We start from the raw sequence: 26,346 nt of genomic DNA, 5'->3' as shown, positions 1-26,346 counted from the left end.
TTCCCCGTCTTAATATTTGAATTTCATTCTGATACCCAAGTTTATTTTTTGTTCTTCGCTGTTCTCACCCTTGGAGCGTTGGATGAACAGGGCGCTCCTTTTGCCGAACAGGTATTCGGCCCGGAACTCATCGCTCAGGTCGGCGGCAAAACCCCTAGTGTAACTGACGAAAACATTCCGGGTGACGTACTTGCCCAGCGTCACCTGGGCGCCCTTTTCCTGGCCGGTATAGGTCTTCATTTTAACCACATCCACCAGCCCGGTCTTTTTCTGGATCAGGCCGCCCAGCATATTGCTCAGGTAATCAGCTCCCCGGTTTATAAACTGTTCGGCAAGGTCACCGTTGCCTTCTCCCTCAAGCTTCATCCCCGCTGACATCATGGTCAGGATATCCTGCTCGGACATCGAGGGATCGGAACTGAAGGACAGCTTGGGTTGCAAGGCCGAGCCCCCCACCTTCAGAAAAACCTTGGTTCGGGCTTCATCGCTCAGTTCGGTCTGGGCCGATAAATTAAGCTCCGGGTTGATGACCGCCGCATTGGTGAAGGTCAGCTGGCCTTCGGTGATGTCGAATCTCCGGTCCAGGAAACGGTACTCTCCGCGGATGGTCTCCAGGCGGCCCGAAAGGAACAGCACGTTCTGCTGCATGCGGACGTTAAGATTCTCTATCTTCAGCTCGATGTCGGCGTCGGCGTTCCTGAGCCAGATCCCCTGGGAGCCGGTAATGGACAGGTCCAGGTCCATCGGTTTGGACCCGCCCTCCGGCGGCGGGGGCTCCTCGGCCGGTGCGAAGGGCAGGGTGATCAGGGCCGAATTGGCAAACACCTCTCCTTTGATCTTGGGGTAATTGACCGTCCCGCCGATCTCGATCCGGGCGTTGACATTCCCCTCGATGAAGGGGATGTTCCTGACCGGGGCCTTGTCCACCACTATCAGGAAGTACATGGTGGTGGGGATGAATTTGCTCAGGATGATCTCGCCGCGTTTTATCTCCACCTTGCCCTGGTTTTCGGTGCTGGCGGTGATGTTGTCTATCACCAGGCTGTCGGCATTGAAATGGGCGAAGGCCTGAACCTTGTGCAGATACATGCCAAAGGGTCGAAGCACCATCTTGGCGTTGGCGATGGTCATCTCCCCGTTCATCAGGGGCTTGAATGGGGTGCCGGAGAGCTTGAGGCTCAGGTCCACCTTCCCCTCGTAGACGCTTAACAGCTCGGCCATGGGGAAGAAGGCCCAGGTTCCGATATCCCGGAGTATTATCTCTCCGGACATCGGCTGGTCCAGCAGCTTGCCGGCCCCGGGGCCCATCCCCAGGTTTATGGGAACGCTGAGGGCGATCTCCGACAGCTGGCCATAGCGGGTGATGGCCAGTTTTTCCAGATTGACAACCCGGTCGGCGTAATTGCATTCAATTACCACCCGGTCCGCGGTGAACTGCTCAAAACGGACGTTGTTCAGAGCCAGGCTGGCAGCCATCTCCGGGGCGTTCAGGTTGCCCGACAATTTTATGTCAAAATCCAACAGACCGTGGACTGTTTTTTTGAGGTTGAGAATTTCCACTATCTTGCGACTGTCGATGGCATCACCGTTAATTTTAACGTAGACGCTTTTATCGCTGTGGTAAAATCCCTCCAGCGCCAAGGACCCCCGCCCGGCAATAAGTTTGGTGGGTTCCAGTTTTATGTTGGACCCTTCAATGGACAGGTGTATCGGCTGGCTGTTGACCACTGTCTGGTCACCGAAATTGTAGAACAGCTTGCTGATGGCCAGGTTTATCTGTTTTCCTTTCAGCTCCACCATTCCGGTGGCCAGGGCCTCGGTCATCGAATCCTTGACCACGTGAATCGAAAGGCCTCCCCAGTCCAGGCCCCGGAGTTCGGTTAGCAGCTCCACCCGGTCGATGCTCTGGTTGCCGATAGCCAGGCCGGTGGCCACAAACTTGCCGTCCCCCTGCGGTTTGGACACCACCTGTTTCAGGGACATGCTTCCGTCAAAGTAAAGGCAGGAAACATTGGATATTACCGCCTCCTTCAAACGGAAAGTGCCTATCACATCAGGGTCCTTGGTCAGGCCGGAGATCAGCCCGGTGAAACGCAGTTTGCCCTGCAGATCTTTCATCCCCAGCAAAACCCCGAATTGGTCCAGCTCTATTTCATCGGTCTCCACATCCACGCTGAGGGCATCTTCGAAGATGTCCCCCTTGACCTTCAGTTTGGCCTGTCCGCTGGCCAGATCGAATTTTTCTATGGAGACGGCCCGATCGGCGTATGCCAGATTGCAGACCAGCTGATCCACCGGGATGGAGTTGACCAGGCTTTTATTTAATATCAGATCGACTGTGGCCCGGGCCTTTGGGGGATCGAATCCCCGGCCCTTGATCCGGAGATCTCCGTTGATCTCCGTTTTCAGCTGGACGTCACCCTTTGCCAAGGCGGCGCCGAAGTCGCTTTGATCGAATTGCAGGATAAAATCATAGACCCTGTTCTTCAAATCCACCTGGCCCTGGCCCTCGATATTGCCCTCCCCGGCATTCAAATATAGCCGAACCAGGTTTACCAGGCTGTCCTTCACCTGAATCTTAACATCTAAGCCGGACAGCTCCAAACCATTTATCTTCAGCTCTCGGGAACGGATCGTTAGATTGCCCTGTGGCGAGGATATGCTTCCCTTCAGTGCGGCCGTTACGGCAATGTTTCCCGTCCATTCCTGTCCTTCTGATCCTATGATCCGGGGGATCTCAGCCATCCCGATATTGAGGTCCATTTGCGACAGATCAATTTCTTGGGTTTTCGAATTGAACTTGACCGACAAATTTACCCGGCTGTTTCCCGTATTCATCTCGAAGTTCTTCAGCTTGATGGTGTCGCCGGATAAAGCAAAATCACCCGACCCTTTGACCAAATTTATATTACGGGTTTTATCATAGGCTCTGATTTTTTTAAGGGTGGCCGACAGTTTATCCCCGCCCATCTTCAGCCCCAATTGGATGTCGATGTCCTGCACCTGTTGCTTGTTTCCCGGGGTCTCGATGGAGATCAAAAGATCCTTGAAGGAGACGTCATCCACCGACAGCGGGGGAAGGTTCATTTTGCCCTTGGGTTTGGTGCTGTCGGACTTGAACAGGCCGTCGAAGTTCCAGGTTCCGCTGCTGTCCCGGACCAGGCAGACAACGGCACCGGTCACCTCCACCTTCCCGATGACCAGCCTCCTCCTGGTGGCGGAATACCAGGGATGGGCCTGAAGCTTTATCCGGGGGGCGCAGAGCAGCTGGCCGCGCGCCAGGGAATCCCGGGAGGCGATGGCCACATCGTTTATCAAGACAGTGAAAGGAAAATGAAATTCTACCCCCCCGATGGAAAATTCGCGGCCCAAGACCTCCGACAGGGACCTATTGGCTTCCAGCTTGACCTCATTCTGGAATCTGGGGCTGGGCAGATAAATAACCATGATCAGCAGACCCAGAAGGATGATCCCGCCCAAAACAGTAATGGTTATGTTACTATGTTTACTTTTCATCAGAAGGCGTGACCCAAGTTGATATAGAACAGACCTTCCTTAAAATCCACGGTCTCCTCGGTCTTGACCGCATAGTCCACCCTGATCGGTCCCACCGGAGTGATGAACCTCAGGCCCAGGCCGGTCCCTCCCTGGTATTGGCTCCACTTCACGTCCCCGAAACCGGACCAGACATTCCCGGCGTCCACAAAGATGGCCGCCCCGAACATCCAGTATACCGGGATCCGCAGTTCAAAATTTCCGTTGACCAGCATATTGGTGATGCTGGTGGTATCGGTGGTGATCTCGTCGGTCTTGTAGCCCCTCAGATTCATGGCTCCGCCCAGCTTCAGCCTCTCCTGGATGGGCACCGGTCCGTTGCGGCCGTAGGTATATACCCCGGCAGCCCTTACCCTCCAGGCCACCACCAATCCCCGGCCGATGTGGTGGAACATGGATAAGTCCCCGGAGCTCTTGCGGTAGTCGTTGGAGCCGCCCAGCACCGAACCGGCGTTATCCACCCGGAAAGAGGAGCTCACCCCTTTATGGGGGTTGAACATGTCATCCCGGCTGTCGAAGCTGGCGGTCAGGAATACGTCGCTGGTGGTGTTCTGGGTCTCCTCCAGGAACTCGTATTTGTACCCGATGTAGGCCTGGAGGAATTTGGCCAGGCTCTTGCCGACCTTGGCCTCGCCTCCGATGCGGCTGAGCTGCTGCCAGAAGGAACTTTCCTGCCTTTCCCGTTTGTAGTAGACCGAACCGCTGGCTTTATAGGAAGTGCTTAAGAAGTACGGTTCCAGATAATCCAGGTAATAGTTATTGGTGTAGGCATGCATCCCGCTCAGGTCATTCTTCCGCAGACCATAGGATGCTTCGCTCTTTAGGGTTAACTTCTGCAAGTTCCCGAAGATATTGTCGCTGCCCCACTCCAGACCGCCCTGGACCCTGTCAGGGGTCTCGAAGCCGAAATTGAACCCCACCCAGTTGGTCTTGTCCTCCTTGACCACCATCCGCAGATCCACCGTGTCGCGTTTTTCTTCCATCCCCTCCATTTCGAACTTGGCCTCTGTGAACAGCCCCAGGGCATAGACCCGCTGCTGATTATAATAGACCTTGGAGGGCATGAATATCTCTCCGGGTTTAAGGGTGAATTCCCGTTCTATCACCCGGTCCCTGACCTTTTTATTCCCCTCTATCCGGATCTCCCCCAGCCGGACCTGGGGCCCCTCGGTGATGTTGAACAGGATGTCCGAAGTATAGGGATCTTCGGTCTCCAGCACCGTATCCTTGACCATGGTATAGATATGCCCCCGCTCGGCGTAGAGGGCCACTATGCCCGAGGAGGTCTGGTTTATGGCCGGCAGGTTCAGCGGGTCGCCGGCCTTGACCTTCAGCAGCGATATCAGCAGGGAATCGGATAGCACCTGGTTGCCGCTGAAACGGAGCAGCCCGATCTTCCTGATGTTGCCCTCCTCGATGGTCAGCTGGTAATCTATCTCCTGTTTCTCGAGGTTCACCCGGCTCTCCCTGCCCAGAAACTTGGCATCCAGATAGCCCTTCTTACGGTACAGGAAGATGATCTTGCGCATGTCCTGCTGGAAGTTATAGTCATCGAACCGCTTGCCGGATTTGCTGGTCATCTTGGACCGCAGTTCCTTTTCGGAAAAGGCGGTATTGCCGGTAAAGGTGACTTCCCCCAGCTTCAGACGGGGGCCTCCCTCGTCGACCGGCTCGGCCATCTTATCGACCGCCTTCTTTCCGCAGGCCCCAAACAGCAATGCCAGTGATAACAGCAAAATATGTACTAAATTTCTTTTCACGGATGATTATATCTTCAATTTGCCTTTTTCCATCAGCAGTTTCCCGTCCACCCAGACGCTGGGATCGCGAACGATGCCGTCCTGGTGGCTGGGCACGCTTACCTTACCGCCAAATCCGCTGTTGTCGCCCAAGGCGATATGGATGGTGGTCAGGGCCTTCTCATCCTCCAGGATGTTGCCGGTGATCTTGGCCCGGGGGTTTATCCCGATGCCGAACTCGGCCACATTGAAAGCATTCTTCCCATGTTTGGAAAGCATCTCCCATAATTTTTTAGCCTCACGCCCGCCTTTCATGCCGACTGCAAAACCCCGGGAGATGGCTATCTCAATCGGTTTTTTTAAAATACCGGTATCGCCGATGGAGCCGTCCACCACCAACCGTCCCTGGGCGGTGCCCTCCACCGGGGCCAGGTAGACCTCGCCGGCCGGCAAGTTGGTGAATCCGCCAGGGCCGGGGATGATGCCGGTATCGGGCTCCGCCCGGCGGCCCTTGACCGAGAAGGTCAGGTCGGTACCCAGGGTCGTTTTGATATTGACCTCCCTGGCGCCGTTTAGGATACTGCAAAGCCGGCGCCCCTCAGACTCCATCCTCCGGTAGTCCACATCCAGCGTCCGGGTCATCATATCCAAAGTTATCCCCGGCATGCTGGCGATCCTGGCCCCGGCCTTTGACGCATTTTTCCTGGCCCTGGTATGGGACAGCGATTTGGTGGTGGCCAGAAAGACGGCGTCGCTTTTCAGCATGGCCGCGGCCACCTGCTCCGGAGGTTCCTGTCCGTTGTTCCCCCTCTCCGGCATTATCATCAGCACCGCATCGCGGCACAGCGGCCGGGCGGCCCGATAAAACACCTGTCCGGATTCAAGATTGCCTTCATCCGTGACCACCAGGACCGTTTCGGATTTCTTTACCGCCAGGCACTGTTCCAAGGCCACCTTGACCGCCTTATCAATCTTATTCATATTCTCCCATAATCCACGACTGTTATAATTAAATTTTAAACCGCCATTTTCTGATGCACCCGGCGGATCTTGGCCCCCAGTTTCTTCAGTTTCCGCTCCCATCTCTCATAACCCCTATCCAGATGGTATATGCGGTTGACCTCGGTCTTCCCATCGGCCTTGAGCCCGGCGATGACCAGGGCCGCCGAAGCCCTCAGGTCGGAGCCCATCACCGGGGCCCCGGTCAACTCGGACACGCCCTTTATCACGGCGCTTTTGCCCTCAACCTTGATATCGGCCCCCAAACGCTGAAGCTCGGGAACATGCATGAACCGGTTCTCGAAGATGGTCTCGGTTATCACCGAAAGGCCCGAGGCAATGGTCATCAGGGTCATCATCTGGGGCTGCATGTCGGTGGGAAAACCGGGATAGGGGGCGATGGTCAGATCTATCGGTCTTACCCGCCGCCGGGCCTCCACGGTCACCATCTCGTCGCCGGCCGCCACTTTGACCCCCATGGCCCTCAGGGCCTCGATGACCGCAGCCAGATGGTCCGGCCGGCAGTCCTCAATGGTCAGGCAGCCACCGCTAACGGCCGCCGCTATCATCAAAGATCCGGTCTCGATGCGGTCGGGGATCATCCTGGTCTCGGCCGGCCTCAAGCCCTCCACCCCGGCGATGGTCATAACCGGAGTGCCGGCGCCGGTGATGTCCGCTCCCATGGATACCAGCATCTGGGCGGTGGATACCACCTCGGGCTCCAGGGCCGCCGATTCGATGACGGTTGTCCCTTTGGCCAAAGCCGCCGCCATCATCACATTGATGGTGGCCCCCACCGAAACCCCGTGGGAGCCGGCCAAAAGCAGCCGGGCCCCTTTAAGCGGCCTGCCATGAGCTTCGACATAGCCGTGAAGTATCTGAATTTTGGCCCCCAGGGCCTCCATGCCTTTCAAGTGAAGGTCTATGGGACGAGCCCCGATGGAGCACCCCCCCGGCAGGGACACTTTGGCTTTTCCGAACCTGGCCAGCAGGGGCCCCAGCACATAATAGGAGGCCCTCATCTGCTTGACGATCTCGTATTCGGCTTCGCACTTAAGCTTGTCAGGAACATCGATGACCATCCGGTTGTCTTCGAAATCCACTTTGGCTCCCAACCGGATAAGCAGGCGCCTCATGGTGCGCACGTCCATCACATTGGGAACGTTGGTCAGGACGGACCTTCCCGGTGCCAGCAGGCAGGCCGCCATGGCCGGCAGCACCGCGTTCTTGGCTCCCGAGGCCCGGACCATGCCGGACAGCGGCCGGCCCCCATCGATGACGAATTTATCCACTTTGCTCCCGCTAAAAACAATTCATTGTTATCCAGTTTGAGATGTCATGATATTCTGTAGAACGATGTCGGAGTTTCAATATTTAAAACAAGCCGACGTTCAAACGTTTCGAACATCACTCTAACGCCTCACCGGACTATTCAAGCATTGCCCAACAGCAAAGCCTGACATCTCGAACTTTGCTCAACCCTATTTCTTGCTCCCGCTGATCGGCTCGGCCTCGTCTATCAGCATCACCGGGATATCATCCATGATCTTGTAGCCCAGTTTGCATGACCAGCACAGCAGTTTCTGTTCTTGGGGGCGGTACTCCAGCTGGCCCTTGCATTTGGGACAGGCCAGAATATCCAGCAATTTCTGATCCAACATGATCACTCCATCCTTTAATAGAATTGGGAAGCCGTTATTGATTATACCCTTATTTATTTCACAAATCAACCTTCAGGGGCGGTCTTCCGGCGGGGCCTTCAGCTTATCCAGGATGGCCCGATGCAGAAAGCGGGAGATGGTTTTGACGCTCTCCGCCACCGGCCGGCTCATGGGCACTTCCAGTTGGATCTGCCCGGCCTGGATGCCCAGGGCGATGATCTTGGCCCCGGTTATCTTCTCCAGATAGTCGCCCAAAAAAGACAGCGGCATGGTATGGGTGGAGTGCATCATGGAGTGCATGTCTTTGTGGTTGAGAAAGGCTACCTCGCCCACCGGCCGCCCCATATCGGCGGCATCGATGAATATCACCAGATCGGGTTTTTTATTCCGGACCAGGCCGGTGAAATTCTCGGGATTGGTCCCGGCCACCAGCACTTCGGCAAAACTTTCGTGTTTGCAGTCCTGCAGCATCATCCGCAATTCCCGGGCCACCAGCGAACCGGCGGCATCGTCGCCCATCATCTCGTTGCCGATGCCGAAGATCATCAGCCTGGCGGAAGCTTCGACGGCCGAAGCCACCGGATCGGTCCATTCCATATTTCACTCCAGTAAATAATTCCCGGGGAGGCTGGCGGTACTCCCGAATTGCGATAAATGATATTATCTGGGCATCTGGCAGATCAGTTTGACCTGATGAGCTGATAAAATCCGGACTTTGGTCTTTTGGGCGTATTTCTCGGGAAAAGTTTTCTCTTAAGGTTATTGGTCATGCATAAAATGGCCGGACATATAATGCCCGACCATCATTTAAACCGGCGCCGTAATTATTTATAAACGATCTTCAGCGCTCCGCGGTCGAAGGCGGCATCCTCGAACTCGGTATTCATGTGAATGGCCTTCTTGGGGCAGACCTCGGCGCACTGGGCGCAGTGGGAACAGCGGTCCAGGTAGAAGGTCATGGAGAACCTCTTGGAAACCTTGCCGGCCTCATCGGTGGTCTCGGACTCCTTGCGGATCTCCAGAGCCTCGGAGGGGCAGTCCTTGACGCACATCTGGCAGCCGATGCACAGATTGGGGTCCATCACCGGATGGCCCCGGAAGCCCTTGGGCACCCCGATCTTCTGGAAAGGATACTGGACGGTGGCCGGTTTTTTGAACAGGTGCTTTAGCACCTCGGGCAGCATCGCTCCTAATCTTAAACTCATTGCAGATACCCCTTCAAGAATATTACGATTACCAGTTGCAGCAGGGCCAGCGGGGCCAGCCATTTCCAGCTGAAGGAAATCATCTGGTCGATCCGGAGCCGGGCGGTCACCGCCCGCATGGCGGACAGGATGAAGACCACGATCAGGGTCTTGACAATGAACCAGATGAACCCGGGGATCAGCCCTCCCGGGAAGCCGCCCAGAAATAAAGCGGCGATCATGCCGGCGCCCACCACCATCTGGATGTCGGCCAGCAGGCGGAACATGGCCAGCTTGCGGCCGGAATATTCGGTAAAGGCGCCGCCCACCACCTCGGTCTCGGCATGGGGGATGTCGAACGGCACCCGCTCCAGTTTGGCCTGCAGGGTGATCACCGCCACGGCGAAAGCGAAGATGTTGATCAGCAGATGCCAGGGGTTGGCCTGATAGTAGGCGGCGATCTCAGCCATTCTCCAGCTGCCGGCCATCACCGCCGGGGACAGGATGGCCAGGAACATCGGAACCTCGTAGGCGAACAACAGGGTCAGCACCCGGACCCCGCCGATGGCGGCGTACATGCTGGCCGAGGCCCAGCCGGCCAGAAAATAAGCGAAGCTGGGAAGCGACAACAGGTAGGCAATGACGATGATATCCCCCTGGAAAGAGGTGGCCGACTGGAAGGTAGGGCTGAAATGCCACACCGGCAACAGCAGCCCGGCGGTCAGCACCGAGGTCAGGGCCAGTATGGGAACGGCATTGAACAGCTTTTTATCGGCCTCCTGGGGAACGATATCCTCCTTGGCCATCAGCTTGACAAAATCGGCGATGGGCTGCAGGATTCCGTGGCTCCCGGTATGCATGGGGCCCATCCGGTTCTGAAACTTGGCGTATAATTTCCGGTCCACCCACTCCACGAAAGTGGAATAGAAGAACAGGAACAGCAGGCCAGGATAGACCAGCAGATAGAGAAATATTTTCAATATATCCATCTTTACCTCTTATTATTATAGCTTGATTCCGCGGTTGCGGTAGAAATCTATCCCGTACTGGCGCAGGGTCTCCCAGTTCCAGACCTTCTGATTGCCCTTGGGGTCGGTGATGATGGCCATCCGGTCGGTGCATGACAGGCAGGGATCGATGGCCGCCATCACGATGGGGATATCGGCCACATAGCCGCCCCGCAGCATGTACAGGGTGGCCGGCCAGTTGGCCAAGGTGGGGGCCCTGACCTTCACCCGGTCCGGCTTGTCGGTGCCGTTGGAGCGGATATAGTGAATGCACTCGCCCCGCTGGGCCTCGGCCCGGCTGACCACCTCTCCCTCGGGAACCTTGCGGGGGGCCTTGACCCGAATCTCGCCGGAGGGCAGGTTCTTGAGGATGTATTCGCAGATATTGTATGATTCCATCAGTTCCTTGGCCCGAACCACCACCCTGGCCAGCACGTCCCCGCCCTCATCGGTGACGATGTTGAAGGGAATATGCTCGCCGAAGCCGGCATAGGGATCGTCCTGGCGGACGTCGAAATTGACCCCGGAAGCCCGGGTGGTCGGCCCGGCGGCGTTAAGCTCCAGGGCCTTGGCCTTTGGCAATACCCCAACCCCGGCGATCCTGGCCACCAAGGTCGGCTCGGTGGCCCCGATATTCAGGTAATACGGGGTCCGGGCCTTGAGGGCGGCGATGCCGTCCAGGGCTTTTTTGATCTGCATCTCGTCCAGGTCCCGCCGCACCCCGCCGAAGGTCTGCATGCCGTAATTGACCCGGTTGCCGGAGATCATCTCCAGGATATCTTCGACGATCTCGCGGTCCCGCCAGGTGTACATGAAGAAGGTGTCGAAGCCCACCTCGTGCCCGGCCACCCCCAGCCACAGCAGGTGGGAATGGACCCTCTCCAGCTCGCCCATCAGGCAGCGGATGAACAGGCCCCGTTTGGGCGGCTCGATGCCCATCAGCTTCTCCACCCCCTGGGCGAAGACGGTCATGTGGACATTGGAGCAGATTCCGCAGACCCTTTCCAGCAGGAAAAGGTCCTGGATATAGGTCCGTTCCTCGCAGCCCTTCTCTATGCCCCGGTGGTTATAGCCCAAGCGGAGATCGGCATCGACCACCGTCTCGCCGTCCACCAGGAAACGGAATGAGGTGGGCTCTTTTAAAGCCGGATGCTGTGGGCCTACTGGCAATATAAATGTGCTCATTCTATGGCTCCTTTCTCCCGGTTATACTTCCAGTCTTTTCGGAGCGGGTAAACCCCCTGGGGCCAGTCATCGGGCAGGACCAGCGGGCGCATATCGGGATGGCCTTCAAAATTTATGCCCACCAGGTCGTGGACCTCCCTTTCGTAGAATATCGCCCCGGGATAGACCGCTATGGTGGTCGGCAGTTTCGGATCGATCCGGTCGGTCTGGAGGCGCAGGGTCAGGGCCATGCCGTTCTGGGCGAAGTGATACAGGGCCTCCAGCTTGTCCCCGGTATCCCGGCCGGTGATGGTGGACAGGTGGTAGAATCCGGCCTTCTCCTTAAGCACCCGGCAGGCCTCCACAGCATCGGACTTGTCCACCCATAAAGTAATCCGGCGGGGGAAGGGGTTGATCAGCTCCTTGATCTTGCCCTTCAGATTTTCCTCCAGGATCTTTTTTATTTCCTCAAAGGTCATTTTGATCTCCTGTATTCAGTATCTTTAAATTTACTTATCCGTTCTTCAAAGCGCCCAGCAGCTTGGCCACCCCGTCGATGATGGCGTCGGGCTTGGCCGCGCAGCCGGGGACGTAGGCATTGACCGGAATCACCTGATCGACCCCCTCCAGCACGCTGTAACATCCCCGGAAGACGTTGCCGGAGCAGGCGCAGGCGCCCACCGCCACCACGAACTTGGGCTCGGCCATCTGCTCGTAGATCCTCTTCAGGCGGGCGGCCTGCTGGCGGGTCACCGCCCCGGTGCACACCAGCACATCGGCGTGGCGGGGGGTGGATTTAAGCAGGGCCCCGAAGCGCTCCAGATCGAACCGGGGCATCAGGGCGGCCAGGGTTTCGATGTCGCATCCGTTGCAGGCTCCGCTGTTGAAATGGAGCAGCCAGGGGGACGACACCCGGGACCATTTGACCAGTTTTTCTAAAGCCATAATTGTATCCTTAATATTGTAATATTACTTATTCTCAACCGCCAAGGCGCTAAGACACAATCATAATTATTTGGTGTCTTGGAGTCTTTGTGGTTCGGTTCACTTCAGGATCAGGGCGATGATGGAGAACCAGATCATCAGCAGATAGAAGATGCCCAGGATGGCGAAGGCCAGCGACCCGCCGGGGATGGTGGCGATCACCAGGGCCGCCACGTGCATCATGGTGAAGAACAACGCGGCATGGAAGAACTGGCGGTAGCCCACCTGAAGCTTTTTCCCCAGGAAATCCTCTCCGCAGGCATACTGGCAGAGCTTGGCGCCCTCATCCTTCAGTTTGGGGGCCATCACGTCGCCCAGCTTGTAGATCAGGTAGGCGACCAAAGCGAAGATGCCGAACCCGATGAACGGGGTGATCAGTATATTCCACTGGCTGAAAATTGACATGTTGATATCCTCGTTTATTTTTGCTTTAATATCTTCCCCACGAAAAACACGAAATTTTATTTTTGTTCATTTCGCGTGTTCTGCGGGTAAGGTTCCTACCCTTTCAGCCTGGTCAGGCTGCGGACATCCAGATTTCCGGTGTTCTTATAGGCGTTGATCACCAGGGCCAGGGCCACCGCCACGATGGAGACCTCGATCACGATGAAGGTGATCACCAGGCTCTGGGAGAAGAAGGTCTCCCCCCGGGCATACCCGGCGGTGATAAAGGACAGCACCGCCGACTTGGCCATGATCTCCAGGCCGATCAGCAGTTTGATCATGTTGCGGCTGGTCAGCAGGCAGTACAGCCCGATGAAGAACAGCAGGCCGACGAATATCAGATTGATCATTACCATAGTTTGTGCCCTCCATCCTTGGCTTTTTCGGCGTCTATCTTATCCTGGGCGGTAAGCGGTTTCTCCCGGAACAGGGCCAGTACCCCGAACACTCCTCCGAAGATCACCGCGATCTGCCCGATCAGGTCCATGGAGCGGATGCCCCACAGGGTGGCCCCGAAGCTTTTCTCGGCATTGCCGTACCCGGCCGGAATATTGGAGAACAGCCCCTTCATCACCAGCAGGTCGATGAGGCCGAACAGCACCAGGAACAGCGGGAACAGGTACATCGGCCAGCGTGATTCCTTCACCGCCTCCTCCGTCTTGGTCAGGGCGATGGTGGAGACGAACAGCACCGTGATCAGTCCGGCCACCACCGACAGTTCGAACACCGCGGCATAGGGCGAATCCATCCGGTACAGCACCACCGCCAGCACGGCGCTCATGAAGGCCAGGCTCAGGGCCGCCCGCAGCAGTTCCTTGAAGAACACCGCCATGCAGGCCAGGCCGGCCAGCATTATCAGCAATATTAAATTTACTAAGTCCATATTTTCTCCAAAAATATTTTGAAGTTAAGAACCTCTGTCCGAAACCCGGATTATTGTCCGAACATTGAAAACCCGTTGGCACCGATGGAATTGCTCAGGGCGATCATCCCCGGCTGGATCAGCTTGGCGGTGACCCAGGGGTAGAACAGGCCCACCAGCAGGCACAGGGCCGCCAGGCAGAAGGTGGCCAGTGCCATGTAGAACGGCACTTCCTTGACCTTCTCCAAACCGGCCGCCAGCTTGCCGAAGAAGGCCTTCCGCTGCATCAGCAAAAAGTACCACAGGGTCAGGATGCTGGTGGCTATGGCGATGGCGGCCACGCCGACATGATTGGCCTCCACCAGGGCCACGATTATCAGCAGTTTGCTCCAGAAACCGTTGAAGGGCGGGATCCCGGCGATGGAGAAGGTCCCGATGGTGGTGGTCAGGCTGGTGATGGGCATTTTATGGCCCACCCCGCCCAGCTTGGAGAGGTCCCTGGTGCCGGTGGCATACTCGGTGGCTCCGGCGTCAAGAAACAGCAGGCTCTTGAAAGTGGCGTGGTTGAACAGATGGAACAGGGCCCCCATGATCCCCAGCGGGGTTCCCAGCCCCAGGCCCACCACGATGTAGCCGATCTGGCTGATGGACGAATAGGCCAGCATCCGCTTGAAATCGTTCTGCCCCAGGGCGATCACCGCGCCGATGACCATCGAGGCCACCCCCAGCCAGATCATGGCCTGGGAGACCGAGGCCGGCAGGCCGAAGATGTCGTAGACCACCCGGGTCAGGGCGTAGATGCCGGAGACCTTGATCAGCACCCCGGACAGCATGGCCGAGATGGGCGCCGGGGCCGAGGGATGGGCGTCCGGCAGCCAGGCATGGAACGGCACCATGGCCGCCTTCAGGCCGAAGCCCATCAGGAACAGGGCCAGGCACAGGCCGATCAGTTTTAGGCTCATGCCGGTTCCCACCATCAGGCCCAGCTCCTTGAAGTTCATGGTGCCGGTCATCAGGTAGATGAAGGACATGGCCAGCAGGATGCCGGTGGTGGCGACAACGGACAGCATCAGGTACTTGAAGGCCGCCTCCACCTCGTCGTGCTTCTGGCCGAAGGCCACCAAAGCGTACGAGGCCACCGCCGCCACCTCCAGGAAGACGTACATGTTGAACAGGTCGACGGTCAGCACCAGCCCGTTCATCCCGGCCACCATCAGCAGGAACAGGGCGTAGTACGAACCCTTGGCCCCGTAGTGTTCCATGTAATTGATGGAATAGATGCAGGCGAACAGCGAGATCAGGCTGATGGTCAAAAGCAGCAGCAGCGAGAAGCCGTCCAGCATCAGTCCGGCCTTGAGGGGCAGGCCGATGGCCGCGGCATCCCACAGGATGCGGTGCCCGGCCGATATCAGGCGGATCTGCGACAGGCCCAGGGCCAGCAGGGCCGCCATGGTGGCCACCCCCAGGATGTCGGGCAGGCCCTTCCACAGCCGGGAGACCAGAGGCATCAGGGCGGCCATGGCCAGGGGTATGACTATGAATAAAAGCAACATGTTTACAAGCTCCGCTATATTATATCAGTTGACGTATTTTTATTTGACCAGGACCGCCAGGTACAGCACCAGCAGGGCGAATCCCCCCACCACCCAGGCCAGATAATTGGCATACAGCCCGTTGTGGTATTCCTTGAGCACCCCGGTGGCCACCCCGCCGACGAATACGATCAGCCTCTCGTAGACGGCGTCGATCCCGCGGTCCACCACCTTGAACACCGTCCAGGCGGCGCCTTTGAGCAGGCCACCCACGAACCACTCGTAGATGTCGAACACCCGGGCCTCGGCCCAGTCATACAATGTATGCATCACCGGCAGGTTGTGAATGGGCTCGGAAGCCAGGTAGGCCTGGCCCTGGCCCTTCTTGACGCCGTATTTATGAAGCAGGAAGGCTATCACCAGGCAGGCCATGGAGACCCACACGATCCAGTTCAAGTGGAATACCCAGAACTCCATATGCCCGGCGTGGCCCTCCAGGATGGCCCTTCCCTCCAGCACCGGCTGGATCAGGTATTTTAAGGGCAGTTTGCTGTAGACCCCGAACAGGATGCAGCCCAGGGCGATCACCAGCATGGGAACGGTCATGGCCAGTCCGGGATCCTTGGGAGCCTTGTTGGGCATCTCGGGACTCTGCTGTCCGAAGTAGGTGGCATGGCCCAGCTTTAAGAACGAAGCGAAGGTGAAGATGGCCCCGATCCAGGCGGCGATGGGAAATATCATGATGCCGGTCTCCACCGCCCCGTGGAACACCAGCTCTTTTGATACGAAACCGTTGAAGGGCGGCACCCCGGAGATGGCGAAGGCCGCCACCCAGAAGGCCACCCCGGTGATGGGCATCAATTTGAAAAGGCCGCCCAGTTTTTTCAGCTCGGTGGTGCCGGCCTGCTTCTCCACCGCCCCGCCGGTCAGGAACAGGGTGCACTTGTACATGGCGTGGTTGAGCATATGGAACAGCCCGCCCACGATCCCGGCCGGCACCCCGGTGCCGATGCCCAGGATCATGTAGCCCACCTGGCTGATGGCGTGGAACGACAGCAGTTTCTTGTAATCCTTCTGGACCAGGGCCATCATCACCGCCAGGACTATGGTGACGGCGCCGATGGTCATCAGGAAGAGGGACATGGTGCTGTTCATGTGGATGGTGAACATCTCCAGCGAGATGCGCCCCAGCATGTAGATGCCCAGCAGTTTCTCCAGGGCCGCCGGCAGGTAGGCCATGAACGGCAGCGGGGCGTCGATGGCGGCGTCCGGGATCCAGGTGTGGAACGGCATGGCGCCGGCCTTGGCCATGGCCCCCAGGCCCATCAGCACGAAGGCGGCCGCCCCCAGGCCCATCGGCTCCAGGTGGATCTCGGACATGGTCAGGGTGCCGGACAGCTGCCAGGCGAAGATGATGCCCAGGATCATGGCGAAATCGGCGATGCCGGAGATCACCAAAGCCTTGGTGGCGGTCTTGAAGGCCTCCTTGTTGCCCACCGAGATCATGCCATAGAGGGTGGCCAGCAGCGACTCCCAGAAGAACAGCATCAGCACGAAATTGTTGGACAGGATGGCGCCGTTGGCCAATCCGGCGGTCAGCAGAAAGTAGGCGAAATATTCCTTGGAGCGTTCCTTGCCTTCCATAAAGGAGGCGGTGTACAGCGCCAACAGGATCTCGAAACCGGCCGCCGCCAACAGGATGAACTTGGGAAAGTGGTAGGCCCACAGGTCGAAGTTTATCCCGAAGCTGGTCCAGGGCACGAACAGCCTTAGGCCCTCGCCGTCCACTTTGAATATCACCGCCGCGTAATACATGGTGATGGCGGTGGCGATCAGGGCCAGGATCTCCTTGCCCCACTTGACGGACTTGGGCAGGATGAAGGTCAGCACCCCGGCGATGATGGGGACCAGGATCGGTATCAGCAGAATGTTCGGATTCATCTCAATACCCCCAATATATCATGAATGGCAGGATTTCCCAGAACGTCGCGCACGGCGATATTGGCCAGGTCCATGGGGTACTTGACCAGGATCCCGGCGGCCAGCGAAAGGACGGCCAGCGAGGCCACCACCCAGACCATGGTCGGGGTGCCCTCTTTATGGGCGTGGATGCTGTGGTCCCGGGCCTCGCCCAGAAAGACCAGGGTGAACAGCCGCATCAGGTAGACCAATGTCAGCAGGGCGGTGAAGATGGCCAAGGCGCCGATGGCGATGTGGTTGGACTTGATGATGCCCTGGATGACCATGAACTTGGAGAAGAAGCCTCCGAAAGGCGGCACCCCCACGATGGAGAAGACGCACATGATGAAGGCCACTGCGGTGATGGGCATGGCCTTGATCAGCCCGCCCATCTTGGTGATGTCCTTGGTGCCGGTGCCGTGCTCGATGACCCCGGCGGCTAAAAAGAGGCCGCCCTTGGCCAGCCCGTGCATCAGGATGAACAGCAGGGCCCCGGCCACCCCGATGGTGTTGAAGGCCGCCAGGCCCATGAAGATGTAGCCGATCTGGCTGACGGTGGACAGGGCCAGGATCCGCTTTATATTCGTTTCGATCAGGGCCGCGCTGGCCGAGACCATGGCCGAGATCAGGCCCAATATCATCAGGTAGGTCTGCCAGTCGCCGGGGATGACGAAGGTGTAGTTGAATATCCGGGCGAAGGCGTAGACCCCGATCTTGACCAGCACCGCGGCGTGCAGCAGGGCGGTCACCGGGGTGGGCGCCACGCCGGCGTCAGGCAGCCAGGTGTGGAACGGCAGAGTGGCGCTCTTGGCGAAGATGCCCATGGTTATCAAAGCCACCGCCAGTCCGCCGATGGGGAAGCCGCGCATATCCAGCATGTTGAAGGTGCCGGTCTTGGCGTAGACCAGGGCGAAACCCAGCAGCATGAACACCGCCCCCCCGGCCGTGACCAAAAAGGCCTTGTCGGCCTTGATCACCACTTCCTTGTCGCGGAAGAAGCCGATCAGGCGCCAGGAGCAGATGCCGGTGATCTCCCAGAAGACGTACATCAGGATCATGTTGGCCGAGAACACCAGGCCCATCATGGCCCCCAAAAACAAAACCACCATCAGAAAGTATTCCTGCTGATAGTGGTAGTCCTTGATATAGCCCAGGGAGTAGATGATGATCAGGGTGCTGATCAGGGCCGAGGCGATGGCCATGAAGACCGACAGCCCGTCCACCACGAAGGTGGCATCCACCCCCAGTCCGATGGCCCGTTGGAAGACGTGGGTCTCCCCCGAGAAGGCCGCCGGCAGAAGGGTAACGGCAAAAAAAGTAGTGGCCAGCCCCAGAATCACCGCCCAGGCATTGCGCCCTGGCTTGGAGGCCAGCCCTATCAAAGGCAAGGTAAAGGCCCCGATGATGGGGACCAGTATCGTTGCCAGCAAAGAGAATTCCCACCCCATAAAAACTCCTAATGCTGATGTATTAAATTAAATGGAAACAAGATATTTTACAATAAATGGCCCGGCATGTCAAGGGTATTTTATCCGGCTGGATTAAGGAGTGGACAACAATTAGTGGTATTAATGCATGATCAAGGGCACTATCTGTAGTGGCGGACTTTACTTAATTACAGTTGCTCATGCAATAACCCAGGCCTTAAGGCCTGGGTTATATAACAGACGAAACCCCGCCGTTACGCTGGCATTTACGGTGCGGATTATTATTCTTATTTTATGCCGTTATAATACCCTCTCCGCTTTCTCTTATAACTAAGAGAAAGCTCCAAAGAGAAGTTTTAGGGGACGGCAAACTAGCGTGATCTAATTTATGCTGATTTTAAACCCGCTTTTTTATTGATGCAAAAGGGGTTACCCCAGCAACGCTGACCGTTGCCGCCCCCTAAGACCCAGCTTAGCCTGGTTCATTCTTCACAGGCTAAGTTTGGTTCAAAGAAGCTACCATACCTTTCAGGGTCCCAGCCATCAGTGGAGCGGCATTGCTGCAGCTCCGAAAAAGCAGTCATTGCGTCATTTGCATCCTGCTTGTTCTGGTTCAATGAATGCCGGGGCAAACGCCCGGCTTACCGCGCAACTGGGCGGCAAAGACTTCTTTGGTTACTTTCTTAGTCATAAGAAAGTAACGGCGGGCATCCCTAGCCCTTCTCTTTTTAAAGAGAGGGAAATAAAACGAGTGAGTCAAACGAATAACGCCCCGCCTTTCGGCGGGGTTACTGCGGAAGAATGCACTATTTATCCCGTGTTTTGTAAAATTGTTCAAACATCTTTTTTGCGGTTTTCGATTTTACCAGAGGCACCTCTGTGACTAATGGTTTGATGGCTGAAAAAAATGTAACGAGACCATAGCCTATAAGTGGGAAATCGGTGCCTTCTGTCCGCTTATACTTACCATTGTAATAAATGTCTAGTGAGTATTTCGGTCCGGTTGAATCGTAAGGATCTTTTTTAAAGCGCATCCTATCAAGAGAACTGGTTTTTAACAGGTCTATAAAACGCCTATACAGTGAATCGCTCAAACAACCCTGATAATATCCCTGTTTCAATGCGTTTTTGTTGCCATACTTATAAAGGCCCCATAATTGCAGTGCGAATTTATTTCCATATAAATACATGGTTTTGGTGCTGTCAATGATTATCCTCAGGTCCCTTTCAATGAGCTTGCCTTGGGGTAAATATATCCCCCCTGTGTTGCCGCTTCCTATCGTCCCACCAGTGCCCTGAAGCCTGTTATGTTCGCAAAATAATAATCGGTCGAAAGAAAATAATGTGTCTTTTAAAATGGAGTACAGGGTTATCGTACGAGTACTATCAAATAAGTACCCGTCCTCAACAGCATGTCTATATTGCTTCCACGTGCTGTTGCGATAGGGACGGAGAACAAGCGAATCTGGATTCTGGTGTTCGATGATAAAGCAAACACCTATAGTATCAGCCGGTTGAAGATTATCTTCCGACATCGTGTCTGACAGGGATTGTGCCAGGCTACCCCCTCGTATCAAACGGGGCGTGAATAATTCCAGGCTATCCTCCCTCAAGACATAATTAAACACATTCCAGTCGGTGCTGAAATCAAAAAATGCTACCGTATCAACAATGCGAAGGCTTTCAGAACTATTGCCCACCCAAAACCCTAAAATCGTATTTGCGTCCCTGGCGCCTAACGCGATAGAAGTCAGTAAAACGCATAACGTAATAGTAAGAAATGTTTTCATAGGCCCTCTTGTTATCTCAATTATGCCTAATGGCATTGTTTAATTAGCATACCAAAACCAACCTCCGCCTGTCAACAAGAAAACCCCGCCTTTCGGCGGGGTTTCTGCGGGTGGATGTATCATTTATCCCGCTTTTTGTAGAATTGTTCAAACATCTTTTTTGCGGTCTTTGATTTTACCAAGGGCACCTCTTGATCTACGAATGATAAATACGTAAAGAGAAAAAAGCCTATAAGTGGGGGATAGGTGCCTACTGTCCGTTTATACTTATTATTGTAATATATATCAAGTGAGTACTCCAGAGCAGAAGAATCACGGGTATCTCTTATTAGCTGCATTCTATCAAGATCACTTATGCTTAACAGGAATATCAACCCTTTATACTGCGAGTCGCTCAAACATCCTTGATAATACCCCTGTTTTAGTGCATTTTTATTGCCGTGTTTTATAAGACCCAATGATTGCATATAATACTTATCGCCATAAAGGTATACGGCTTTAGTGCTATCAATGATAATCTTCAGGTGCTTTTCTATAAATTTGCCAGGGGGGTAATAAATACTATCAGTATGTTCACCTACGCGATTGGTTTGGTGATACCCAAATTCTAGCCGCACACTGGAATTGCGGCAATACAACAATCTGTTGAAAGAAAGCAACGTGTCTTTAAAAGAAAAAATGGATCGCAGAGTTATCGTATTTGTACTGTCAAACAAGTACTCGTATTCACTTGTGAGCTTATGTTGTTTATGTATACTGCTGCGATAGGGGCGGAGAACCAGTGAATCCTCATCATGGCGTTCTATAATAAAGCATAAGCCATCACCATTATGCGTTTCTTCCAACATATTATCTGAGTTATCCACTTGTGTCGAATGAGGAAAGAATAACTCAAGACTATCACCTCTTAAAGTATAATTATACTTATGTTTATCGGTGTCAGTTTCAAAATAAGCTAACGTATCCATAATAAAAAGGCCTTCAGAATTATTGCCCACCCAAATCCCTAAAATCGTATTTGCGTCCCTGGCGCCTGATGCAATAGAAGTAAGCGAAACGCATAACGCAATAGTAAGAAATGTTTTCATAAGGCTCCTCTTATTTTCCAGATTATGCTAATGGCATTGTTTAATTAGCATACCAAAACCAACCTCCGCCTGTCAACAAGAAAACCCCGCCGTAAGGCGGGGTTCACTGTTACCTGTAAACTGTATACTGGGGCCTATTAGTACATATCCCCGTATCCGCCGCCGCCCTGGGGCATCGGCATGGGTTTCTCCTCCTTGGGCTTGTCGGCAATTACGCACTCGGTGGTCAGCAACAGGCCGGCGATGGAGGCCGCGTTCTGCAAAGCGATCCGGGCCACCTTGGTGGGATCGATCACTCCGGCTTCCACCAGATCCTCCACCTTGTCCTTGTCGGCGTTGTAGCCCACGCTGGGGGTGGTGTTCTTCTTGATCTCGTCCACGATCACGGCGCCTTCCACCCCGGCGTTGTTGGCGATCTGCCTCATCGGCTCTTCCAGCGAACGGCGGATGATGTCCACCCCGATCTTGACGTCGCCCTTGGCCTTGATGCCGTCCAGGGCCGGTATGGCGCGGATGAAGGCCACGCCGCCGCCGGGGATGATCCCCTCCTCCACCGCGGCTCTGGTGGCATGCAGGGCATCCTCCACCCGGGCCTTCTTTTCCTTCATGGCGGTCTCGGTGGGCGCGCCCACGTTGATCACCGCCACGCCGCCGGCCAGCTTGGCCAGGCGTTCCTGCAGTTTCTCCTTGTCGTAGTCGCTCTTGGTCTCCTCGATCTGGGCCCTTATCTGGCCGATGCGGGCCTGGATGTCCTTGGTCTTCCCGGCGCCTTCCACGATGGTGGTGTTATCCTTGTCGACGGTGATGCGCTTGGCCCGGCCCAGGTCGCCGATGACGGTGTTCTCCAGCTTGAAGCCCAGCTCCTCGGAGATCACCTTGCCGCCGGTCAGGATCTCGATGTCCTTGAGCATCTCCTTGCGCCTGTCGCCGAATCCCGGCGCCTTGACGGCGCAGACCTGCAGGGTGCCCCGCAGCTTGTTAACCACCAGGGTGGCCATGGCCTCGCCCTCCAGGTCCTCGGCGATGATCATCATCGGCTTGCCTACCTGGGCCACTTTCTCCAGGATGGGCAGCAGTTCCTTCATGGCCGATATCTTCTTGTCGTAGATCAGGATGTAGGCGTCCTCCAGGACGGCTTCCATGCGCTCGGCGTTGGTCACGAAATAGGGGGAGATATAGCCCCGGTCGAACTGCATCCCCTCCACGGTCTCCAGGGTGGTGTCCATGCCCTTGGCCTCTTCCACCGTGATGACCCCGTCCTTGCCCACCTTCTCCATGGCGTCGGCGATCAGGTCGCCGATGGTGCGGTCGTTGTTGGCGGAGATGGTGGCCACGTTGGAGATCTCGGCCTTGCCCTTGGTGGGCTTGGAGATCTTCTTGATCTCGGCGATCACGGTCTCCACCGCCAGGTCGATGCCCCGCTTGAGGTCCATGGGATTGGCCCCGGCGGTGACGTTCTTGATGCCCTCGCGGCAGATGGCCTGGGCCAGCACGGTGGCGGTGGTGGTGCCGTCGCCGGCGATATCGGAGGTCTTGGAGGCCACTTCCTTGACCATCTGGGCGCCCATGTTCTCAAAGGGATCCTCCAGCTCGATCTCCTTGGCCACGGTCACGCCGTCCTTGGTCACCAGCGGCGACCCGAATTTCTTATCCAGGACCACGTTGCGGCCCTTGGGTCCCAGGGTCACCTTGACGGCGTTGGCCAGCTTGTCCACGCCCCTTTTCAGGGCTTCCCGGGCCTTGACATCGTATTCTATCATCTTGCCGTTTGCCATATGATTTTCTCCTTATTCCTCTGTATGATTTTTATTTTTGCTTGTTAATGGAACACGGATGAACCGGATTTTTCTGATCCCCACGGATATTTTATTTTCATCAGCGGCGATCCGGTCGATCTGCGTCATCAGCGTTCAATTTACTTTTCGTGGATGATGGCCATGACGTCGTCGGACGACATGATCAGGTATTCCACGTCGTCGATCTTGACCTCGGTGCCGGAGTACTTGCCGTAAAGGACCTTGTCGCCCTTCTTGATGTCCATCTCCATCCTGGTTCCGGAATCGGATATCTTGCCCGGGCCCACCGCCACCACTTCGCCCTCCATGGGCTTTTCCTTGGCGGTGTCGGGAATGATGATCCCTCCCTTTTTGGTCTCCTTGGCCTCTGCCGGCTTAACCAACACCCTGTCGCCTAATGGCTTGATTTTGGTAACCGTTGACATACCGTCCCTCCTGAATTGTTATGGTTTTTATTCTTTTTTTGAATTTGTGAAATTGACAGCTTATAATTATAATCAAAAATAGGCCAAATTTCAAGCCCTATTATCTTTGCCTCAGACATCTTTGTGCGATTTTGCAGACTTTATTATTGCGATGATGGTTCCGTCAGCCGTCAGCTATAGATCTAACATTTTGTTTTGCAACGGAATACAGATCGATCCTCTCAATATCCGCCCGCCCCTTTTCAATGTCCTGGCCGGTGAGGGCATTGACTATCTGCCCGATCTTGGCCCCGCTGACGTTCATTTTTAGCCGGACGATAAAGCCTCCTTCCGCCATAATGACATCCATCACCTGTTTTTTGATATCGGCTTCGATCAGCAGGCTTTTTTTCATTATTTTGACCGGCCAGACAGGCCGGCCTTCAAGTTTCGACCTTATGGCCGCGGCATCGCCCTGCCATTTGACCATATAATCGGCCGCTTCGGCCAGCTCGGAGATGGACCGGGCGTTGCTCATGATGGGCTTGACGGCCGATATCTCCATCCCCCGGGGCAGATGCGCCTGCAGGGAGCCGATGGCCTCGGAGGCCGCCGGGCGGTCCAGCTGGATGTCCATATACTCCCCCCGGCTGGTGATGCCCAGCGGCAGCGGCGGCCCGAAGGAGACCTTGGGATGGGGGGAAAAACCCTGGGAATAGGCGATGGGCAACCTTGCCCGGCTGATGGCCCTCAGCCAGACCCGGCTTATGTCCAGGTGCGAGATGAATCTTATCTCCGACCCCTTGCTGTATTTCAAGCGGAAGCGGGTCTTGGCCAGCGGGGCGGCCTGGGGCAGCATCTTTCGCGCCCGCCCGAACCCGTCATCCTCTGCATTTTTTTTAACTTCTTGAACTGTTTGAACCTCTTGTGCCTTTACATCCTTGCTCTGCCCATCACCCCGGCACCCTATCCCGCAACCCGCACATTCCCCTGTCCGGCAATCCGGGGTGACGGAACTTTGATAGGCCCGCTCCCTTTCGGCCAGCAGGAATTTTTGACCGACCCCGTAATCGATATGGGCCCAGGCCGGCGGCTGTTTTGGATCCCTGGCTCCGGTATAAGCATGAATATCGGTGCCCGACCCGGCCAGGGCCTCCTGCCACTTGGGCCAGGAGAAATGCTCGCTCCACTGGTCGAACTTGCAGCCCTGGCGCCAGGCGGCTTCTATGGCAGCTGACAATTTCCGGTCGCCCCGCGACAATATGCCCTCCAGGGCCGACGATTCGGGATCGTGCCACTTGAATTGCACCCGGGCGCTTTTGAGCCCTTTGTTCAGATGGCCGATCTTGTCCCTGATGACCTGCAGATCGTCCTGGGCCTCCCACTGGAACGGGGTCTGCGGCTTGGGCACGAACGGCGAGACCGCCACCTTGATGCTGATGCCGAATCCGGCCGCCTTCCGGCACAGGGCGATCATGGCGTCCAGGTCTTCATAGGTCTCGGTGGGCAGGCCGATCATGAAATACAGCTTGACCAGCTTCCAGCCGTTTTCCCTGGCCATCTTGATGACATTCAAGAGATCATCGTCCGACAGCCCCTTGTTGATGACATCCCGCAGACGCTGGCTGCCGGCCTCCGGAGCGAAGGTCAGCCCGGATTTCTTGATCTTTTTCAGGGCCAAGGCCATCTCCCGGCTGAAGGAATCCAGCCGCAATGACGGCACCGAGATGGAGACCCGCTGGCTGGCAAAACAGCCGTTGAGCTTGTTGAGCAACCCCGGAAAATCGGGATAATCGTTGGTGGACAGCGACAGCAGGGAGATGTCGTCCCAGCCGCTGGCGGCAATGCCCTCCTTGGCCAGCTTGACAATGTCCTCCTGGGAGCGGGAGCGCACCGGGCGGTAGATCATCCCGGCCTGGCAGAAGCGGCAGCCCCGGGTGCAGCCCCGGGTGATCTCCACGGTCAGGCGGTCGTGGGTCACCTCCACCAGCGGGACTATGGGTGGATGCGGGGCATCCTCCAGCTTCAGGCTTGGGATGGTGCGTTTTTTTATTATGTCGTTGGACGAATGAAGGGCCGGAACATATACCCCCGATATCCTGGCCAGTCTCACGATTATCGATTTTCGATTCTCGTTTTTTTGCTTGGCTTCTCTGACCTGCCCCAATATCTCAACTATGACCTCCTCCCCGTCGCCGATGACCAGACAGTCGAAGAACTGGGCCATGGGTTCCGGATTGGCGCAGCAGGAGCCGCCGCCGATGACGATGGGGTGGCCCTCCTGCCGGTCGGCCGATTTGATCGGTATCTGGGCCAGGTCGAGCATATTGAGGACGTTGGTATAGCCCAGCTCGGTCTGCAGGGTGATGCCCAAAATGTCGAAATCTTTGAGCGGACGCTTGCTCTCCCAGGCCCACAGGGGAATGTTCTGCTCCCGGAGTTTGGCCTCCAGGTCGATATCGGCCGAATAGGAACGCTCGGCCAAGGCATAGGGCAGCTTGTTGACGATGGTGTACAAAATAGCCAGCCCCAATCCGGACATGCCGATCTCGTACAGGTCGGGAAAGGCCAGCGCCAGGCGCACCTCGGCCTGGTCCCAATCCTTGTGAACGGCATTGAGTTCGTTGTCGGTATACCGCCCCGGCTTGCTTATCTGGGGCAGTATGCCCTCTATGTGGCTTGAATTCTTCATGTTAAGTCGTTATTGTATCACATATAAGATGATTATGCAAATGCATTAAAAAACCGGGC

22 protein-coding genes are annotated in these 26,346 nt (G+C 56.1%); all 22 read right to left on the bottom strand.

The genetic code is table 11. From position 1 onward, the window contains the following. Window positions 1-9: 9 nt before the first annotated feature. The gene (locus RDU76_04755; protein ID MDQ7798242.1) at window positions 10-3,516 is read right to left on the bottom strand and encodes a translocation/assembly module TamB domain-containing protein; all 3,507 of its coding nucleotides are present in this window, start codon (window positions 3,514-3,516) and stop codon (window positions 10-12) included. Continuing rightward, entirely contained in the window at window positions 3,516-5,315 is a 1,800-nt protein-coding gene (locus RDU76_04750) for a BamA/TamA family outer membrane protein (GenBank protein ID MDQ7798241.1), read from the bottom strand. Before RDU76_04750 ends, RDU76_04755 begins: the two co-directional genes overlap by 1 nt. Window positions 5,316-5,321: 6 nt before the next feature. Further along, complete coding sequence (locus RDU76_04745; GenBank protein ID MDQ7798240.1) at window positions 5,322-6,275, bottom strand: aminopeptidase; 954 nt, start codon at window positions 6,273-6,275, stop codon at window positions 5,322-5,324. A 35-nt stretch (window positions 6,276-6,310) separates the two neighbouring features. Beyond that, entirely contained in the window at window positions 6,311-7,585 is a 1,275-nt protein-coding gene (gene murA, locus RDU76_04740; protein MDQ7798239.1) for a UDP-N-acetylglucosamine 1-carboxyvinyltransferase, read from the bottom strand. Between the two features lie 189 nt (window positions 7,586-7,774). Further along, complete coding sequence (locus RDU76_04735; protein ID MDQ7798238.1) at window positions 7,775-7,954, bottom strand: Trm112 family protein; 180 nt, start codon at window positions 7,952-7,954, stop codon at window positions 7,775-7,777. A 72-nt stretch (window positions 7,955-8,026) separates the two neighbouring features. Next, the gene (hycI, locus tag RDU76_04730) at window positions 8,027-8,551 is read right to left on the bottom strand and encodes a hydrogenase maturation peptidase HycI (protein ID MDQ7798237.1); all 525 of its coding nucleotides are present in this window, start codon (window positions 8,549-8,551) and stop codon (window positions 8,027-8,029) included. A 227-nt stretch (window positions 8,552-8,778) separates the two neighbouring features. Continuing rightward, the gene (locus tag RDU76_04725; protein ID MDQ7798236.1) at window positions 8,779-9,159 is read right to left on the bottom strand and encodes a 4Fe-4S binding protein; all 381 of its coding nucleotides are present in this window, start codon (window positions 9,157-9,159) and stop codon (window positions 8,779-8,781) included. Then, a complete protein-coding gene (locus RDU76_04720) occupies window positions 9,156-10,127 on the bottom strand; it encodes a complex I subunit 1 family protein (protein MDQ7798235.1) in 972 nt (323 codons plus the stop codon). Before RDU76_04720 ends, RDU76_04725 begins: the two co-directional genes overlap by 4 nt. Before the next feature lie 15 nt (window positions 10,128-10,142). Continuing rightward, window positions 10,143-11,330 carry a nickel-dependent hydrogenase large subunit gene (locus RDU76_04715; GenBank protein MDQ7798234.1) on the bottom strand — a complete coding sequence of 396 codons (1,188 nt, stop codon included), beginning with the start codon at window positions 11,328-11,330 and terminating at the stop codon, window positions 10,143-10,145. Further along, complete coding sequence (locus RDU76_04710) at window positions 11,327-11,788, bottom strand: NADH-quinone oxidoreductase subunit C (protein MDQ7798233.1); 462 nt, start codon at window positions 11,786-11,788, stop codon at window positions 11,327-11,329. The genes RDU76_04715 and RDU76_04710 overlap by 4 nt, the downstream gene beginning before the upstream one ends. Window positions 11,789-11,822: 34 nt before the next feature. Further along, window positions 11,823-12,254 carry an NADH-quinone oxidoreductase subunit NuoB gene (nuoB, locus tag RDU76_04705; GenBank protein MDQ7798232.1) on the bottom strand — a complete coding sequence of 144 codons (432 nt, stop codon included), beginning with the start codon at window positions 12,252-12,254 and terminating at the stop codon, window positions 11,823-11,825. A 99-nt stretch (window positions 12,255-12,353) separates the two neighbouring features. Next, on the bottom strand, window positions 12,354-12,698 hold the full coding sequence (locus RDU76_04700; GenBank protein MDQ7798231.1) for a hypothetical protein: 345 nt from the start codon (window positions 12,696-12,698) through the stop codon (window positions 12,354-12,356). A 95-nt stretch (window positions 12,699-12,793) separates the two neighbouring features. Continuing rightward, the gene (locus tag RDU76_04695; GenBank protein MDQ7798230.1) at window positions 12,794-13,093 is read right to left on the bottom strand and encodes an NADH-quinone oxidoreductase subunit K; all 300 of its coding nucleotides are present in this window, start codon (window positions 13,091-13,093) and stop codon (window positions 12,794-12,796) included. Next, window positions 13,087-13,620, bottom strand: coding sequence for a hypothetical protein (locus RDU76_04690; GenBank protein ID MDQ7798229.1), 534 nt, complete (start codon window positions 13,618-13,620; stop codon window positions 13,087-13,089). The genes RDU76_04695 and RDU76_04690 overlap by 7 nt, the downstream gene beginning before the upstream one ends. 50 nt (window positions 13,621-13,670) lie before the next feature. Further along, entirely contained in the window at window positions 13,671-15,152 is a 1,482-nt protein-coding gene (locus RDU76_04685; GenBank protein ID MDQ7798228.1) for a proton-conducting transporter membrane subunit, read from the bottom strand. A 39-nt stretch (window positions 15,153-15,191) separates the two neighbouring features. Continuing rightward, entirely contained in the window at window positions 15,192-17,072 is a 1,881-nt protein-coding gene (locus RDU76_04680) for a proton-conducting transporter membrane subunit (protein MDQ7798227.1), read from the bottom strand. Further along, window positions 17,069-18,538, bottom strand: a complete 1,470-nt coding sequence (locus tag RDU76_04675) for an NADH-quinone oxidoreductase subunit L (protein MDQ7798226.1) — start codon at window positions 18,536-18,538, stop codon at window positions 17,069-17,071. The genes RDU76_04680 and RDU76_04675 overlap by 4 nt, the downstream gene beginning before the upstream one ends. 785 nt (window positions 18,539-19,323) lie before the next feature. Then, on the bottom strand, window positions 19,324-20,307 hold the full coding sequence (locus RDU76_04670) for a hypothetical protein (GenBank protein ID MDQ7798225.1): 984 nt from the start codon (window positions 20,305-20,307) through the stop codon (window positions 19,324-19,326). 119 nt (window positions 20,308-20,426) lie between these two features. After that, window positions 20,427-21,395, bottom strand: a complete 969-nt coding sequence (locus RDU76_04665) for a hypothetical protein (protein ID MDQ7798224.1) — start codon at window positions 21,393-21,395, stop codon at window positions 20,427-20,429. A gap of 137 nt (window positions 21,396-21,532) precedes the next feature. Beyond that, window positions 21,533-23,170: a chaperonin GroEL gene (gene groL / locus RDU76_04660; protein MDQ7798223.1), complete on the bottom strand. Its 1,638-nt coding sequence runs from the start codon at window positions 23,168-23,170 to the stop codon at window positions 21,533-21,535. Window positions 23,171-23,310: 140 nt separating this feature from the next. Next, a complete protein-coding gene (gene groES / locus RDU76_04655; protein ID MDQ7798222.1) occupies window positions 23,311-23,616 on the bottom strand; it encodes a co-chaperone GroES in 306 nt (101 codons plus the stop codon). Window positions 23,617-23,779: 163 nt separating this feature from the next. Next, entirely contained in the window at window positions 23,780-26,287 is a 2,508-nt protein-coding gene (locus RDU76_04650; GenBank protein ID MDQ7798221.1) for a TIGR03960 family B12-binding radical SAM protein, read from the bottom strand. Window positions 26,288-26,346 lie beyond the last annotated feature (59 nt).

It is taken from the genome of Candidatus Edwardsbacteria bacterium (assembly GCA_031082425.1).
GTDB lineage: Bacteria > Edwardsbacteria > AC1 > AC1 > EtOH8 > UBA2226.
This window is presented reverse-complemented; position numbering and strand designations above follow the sequence as displayed.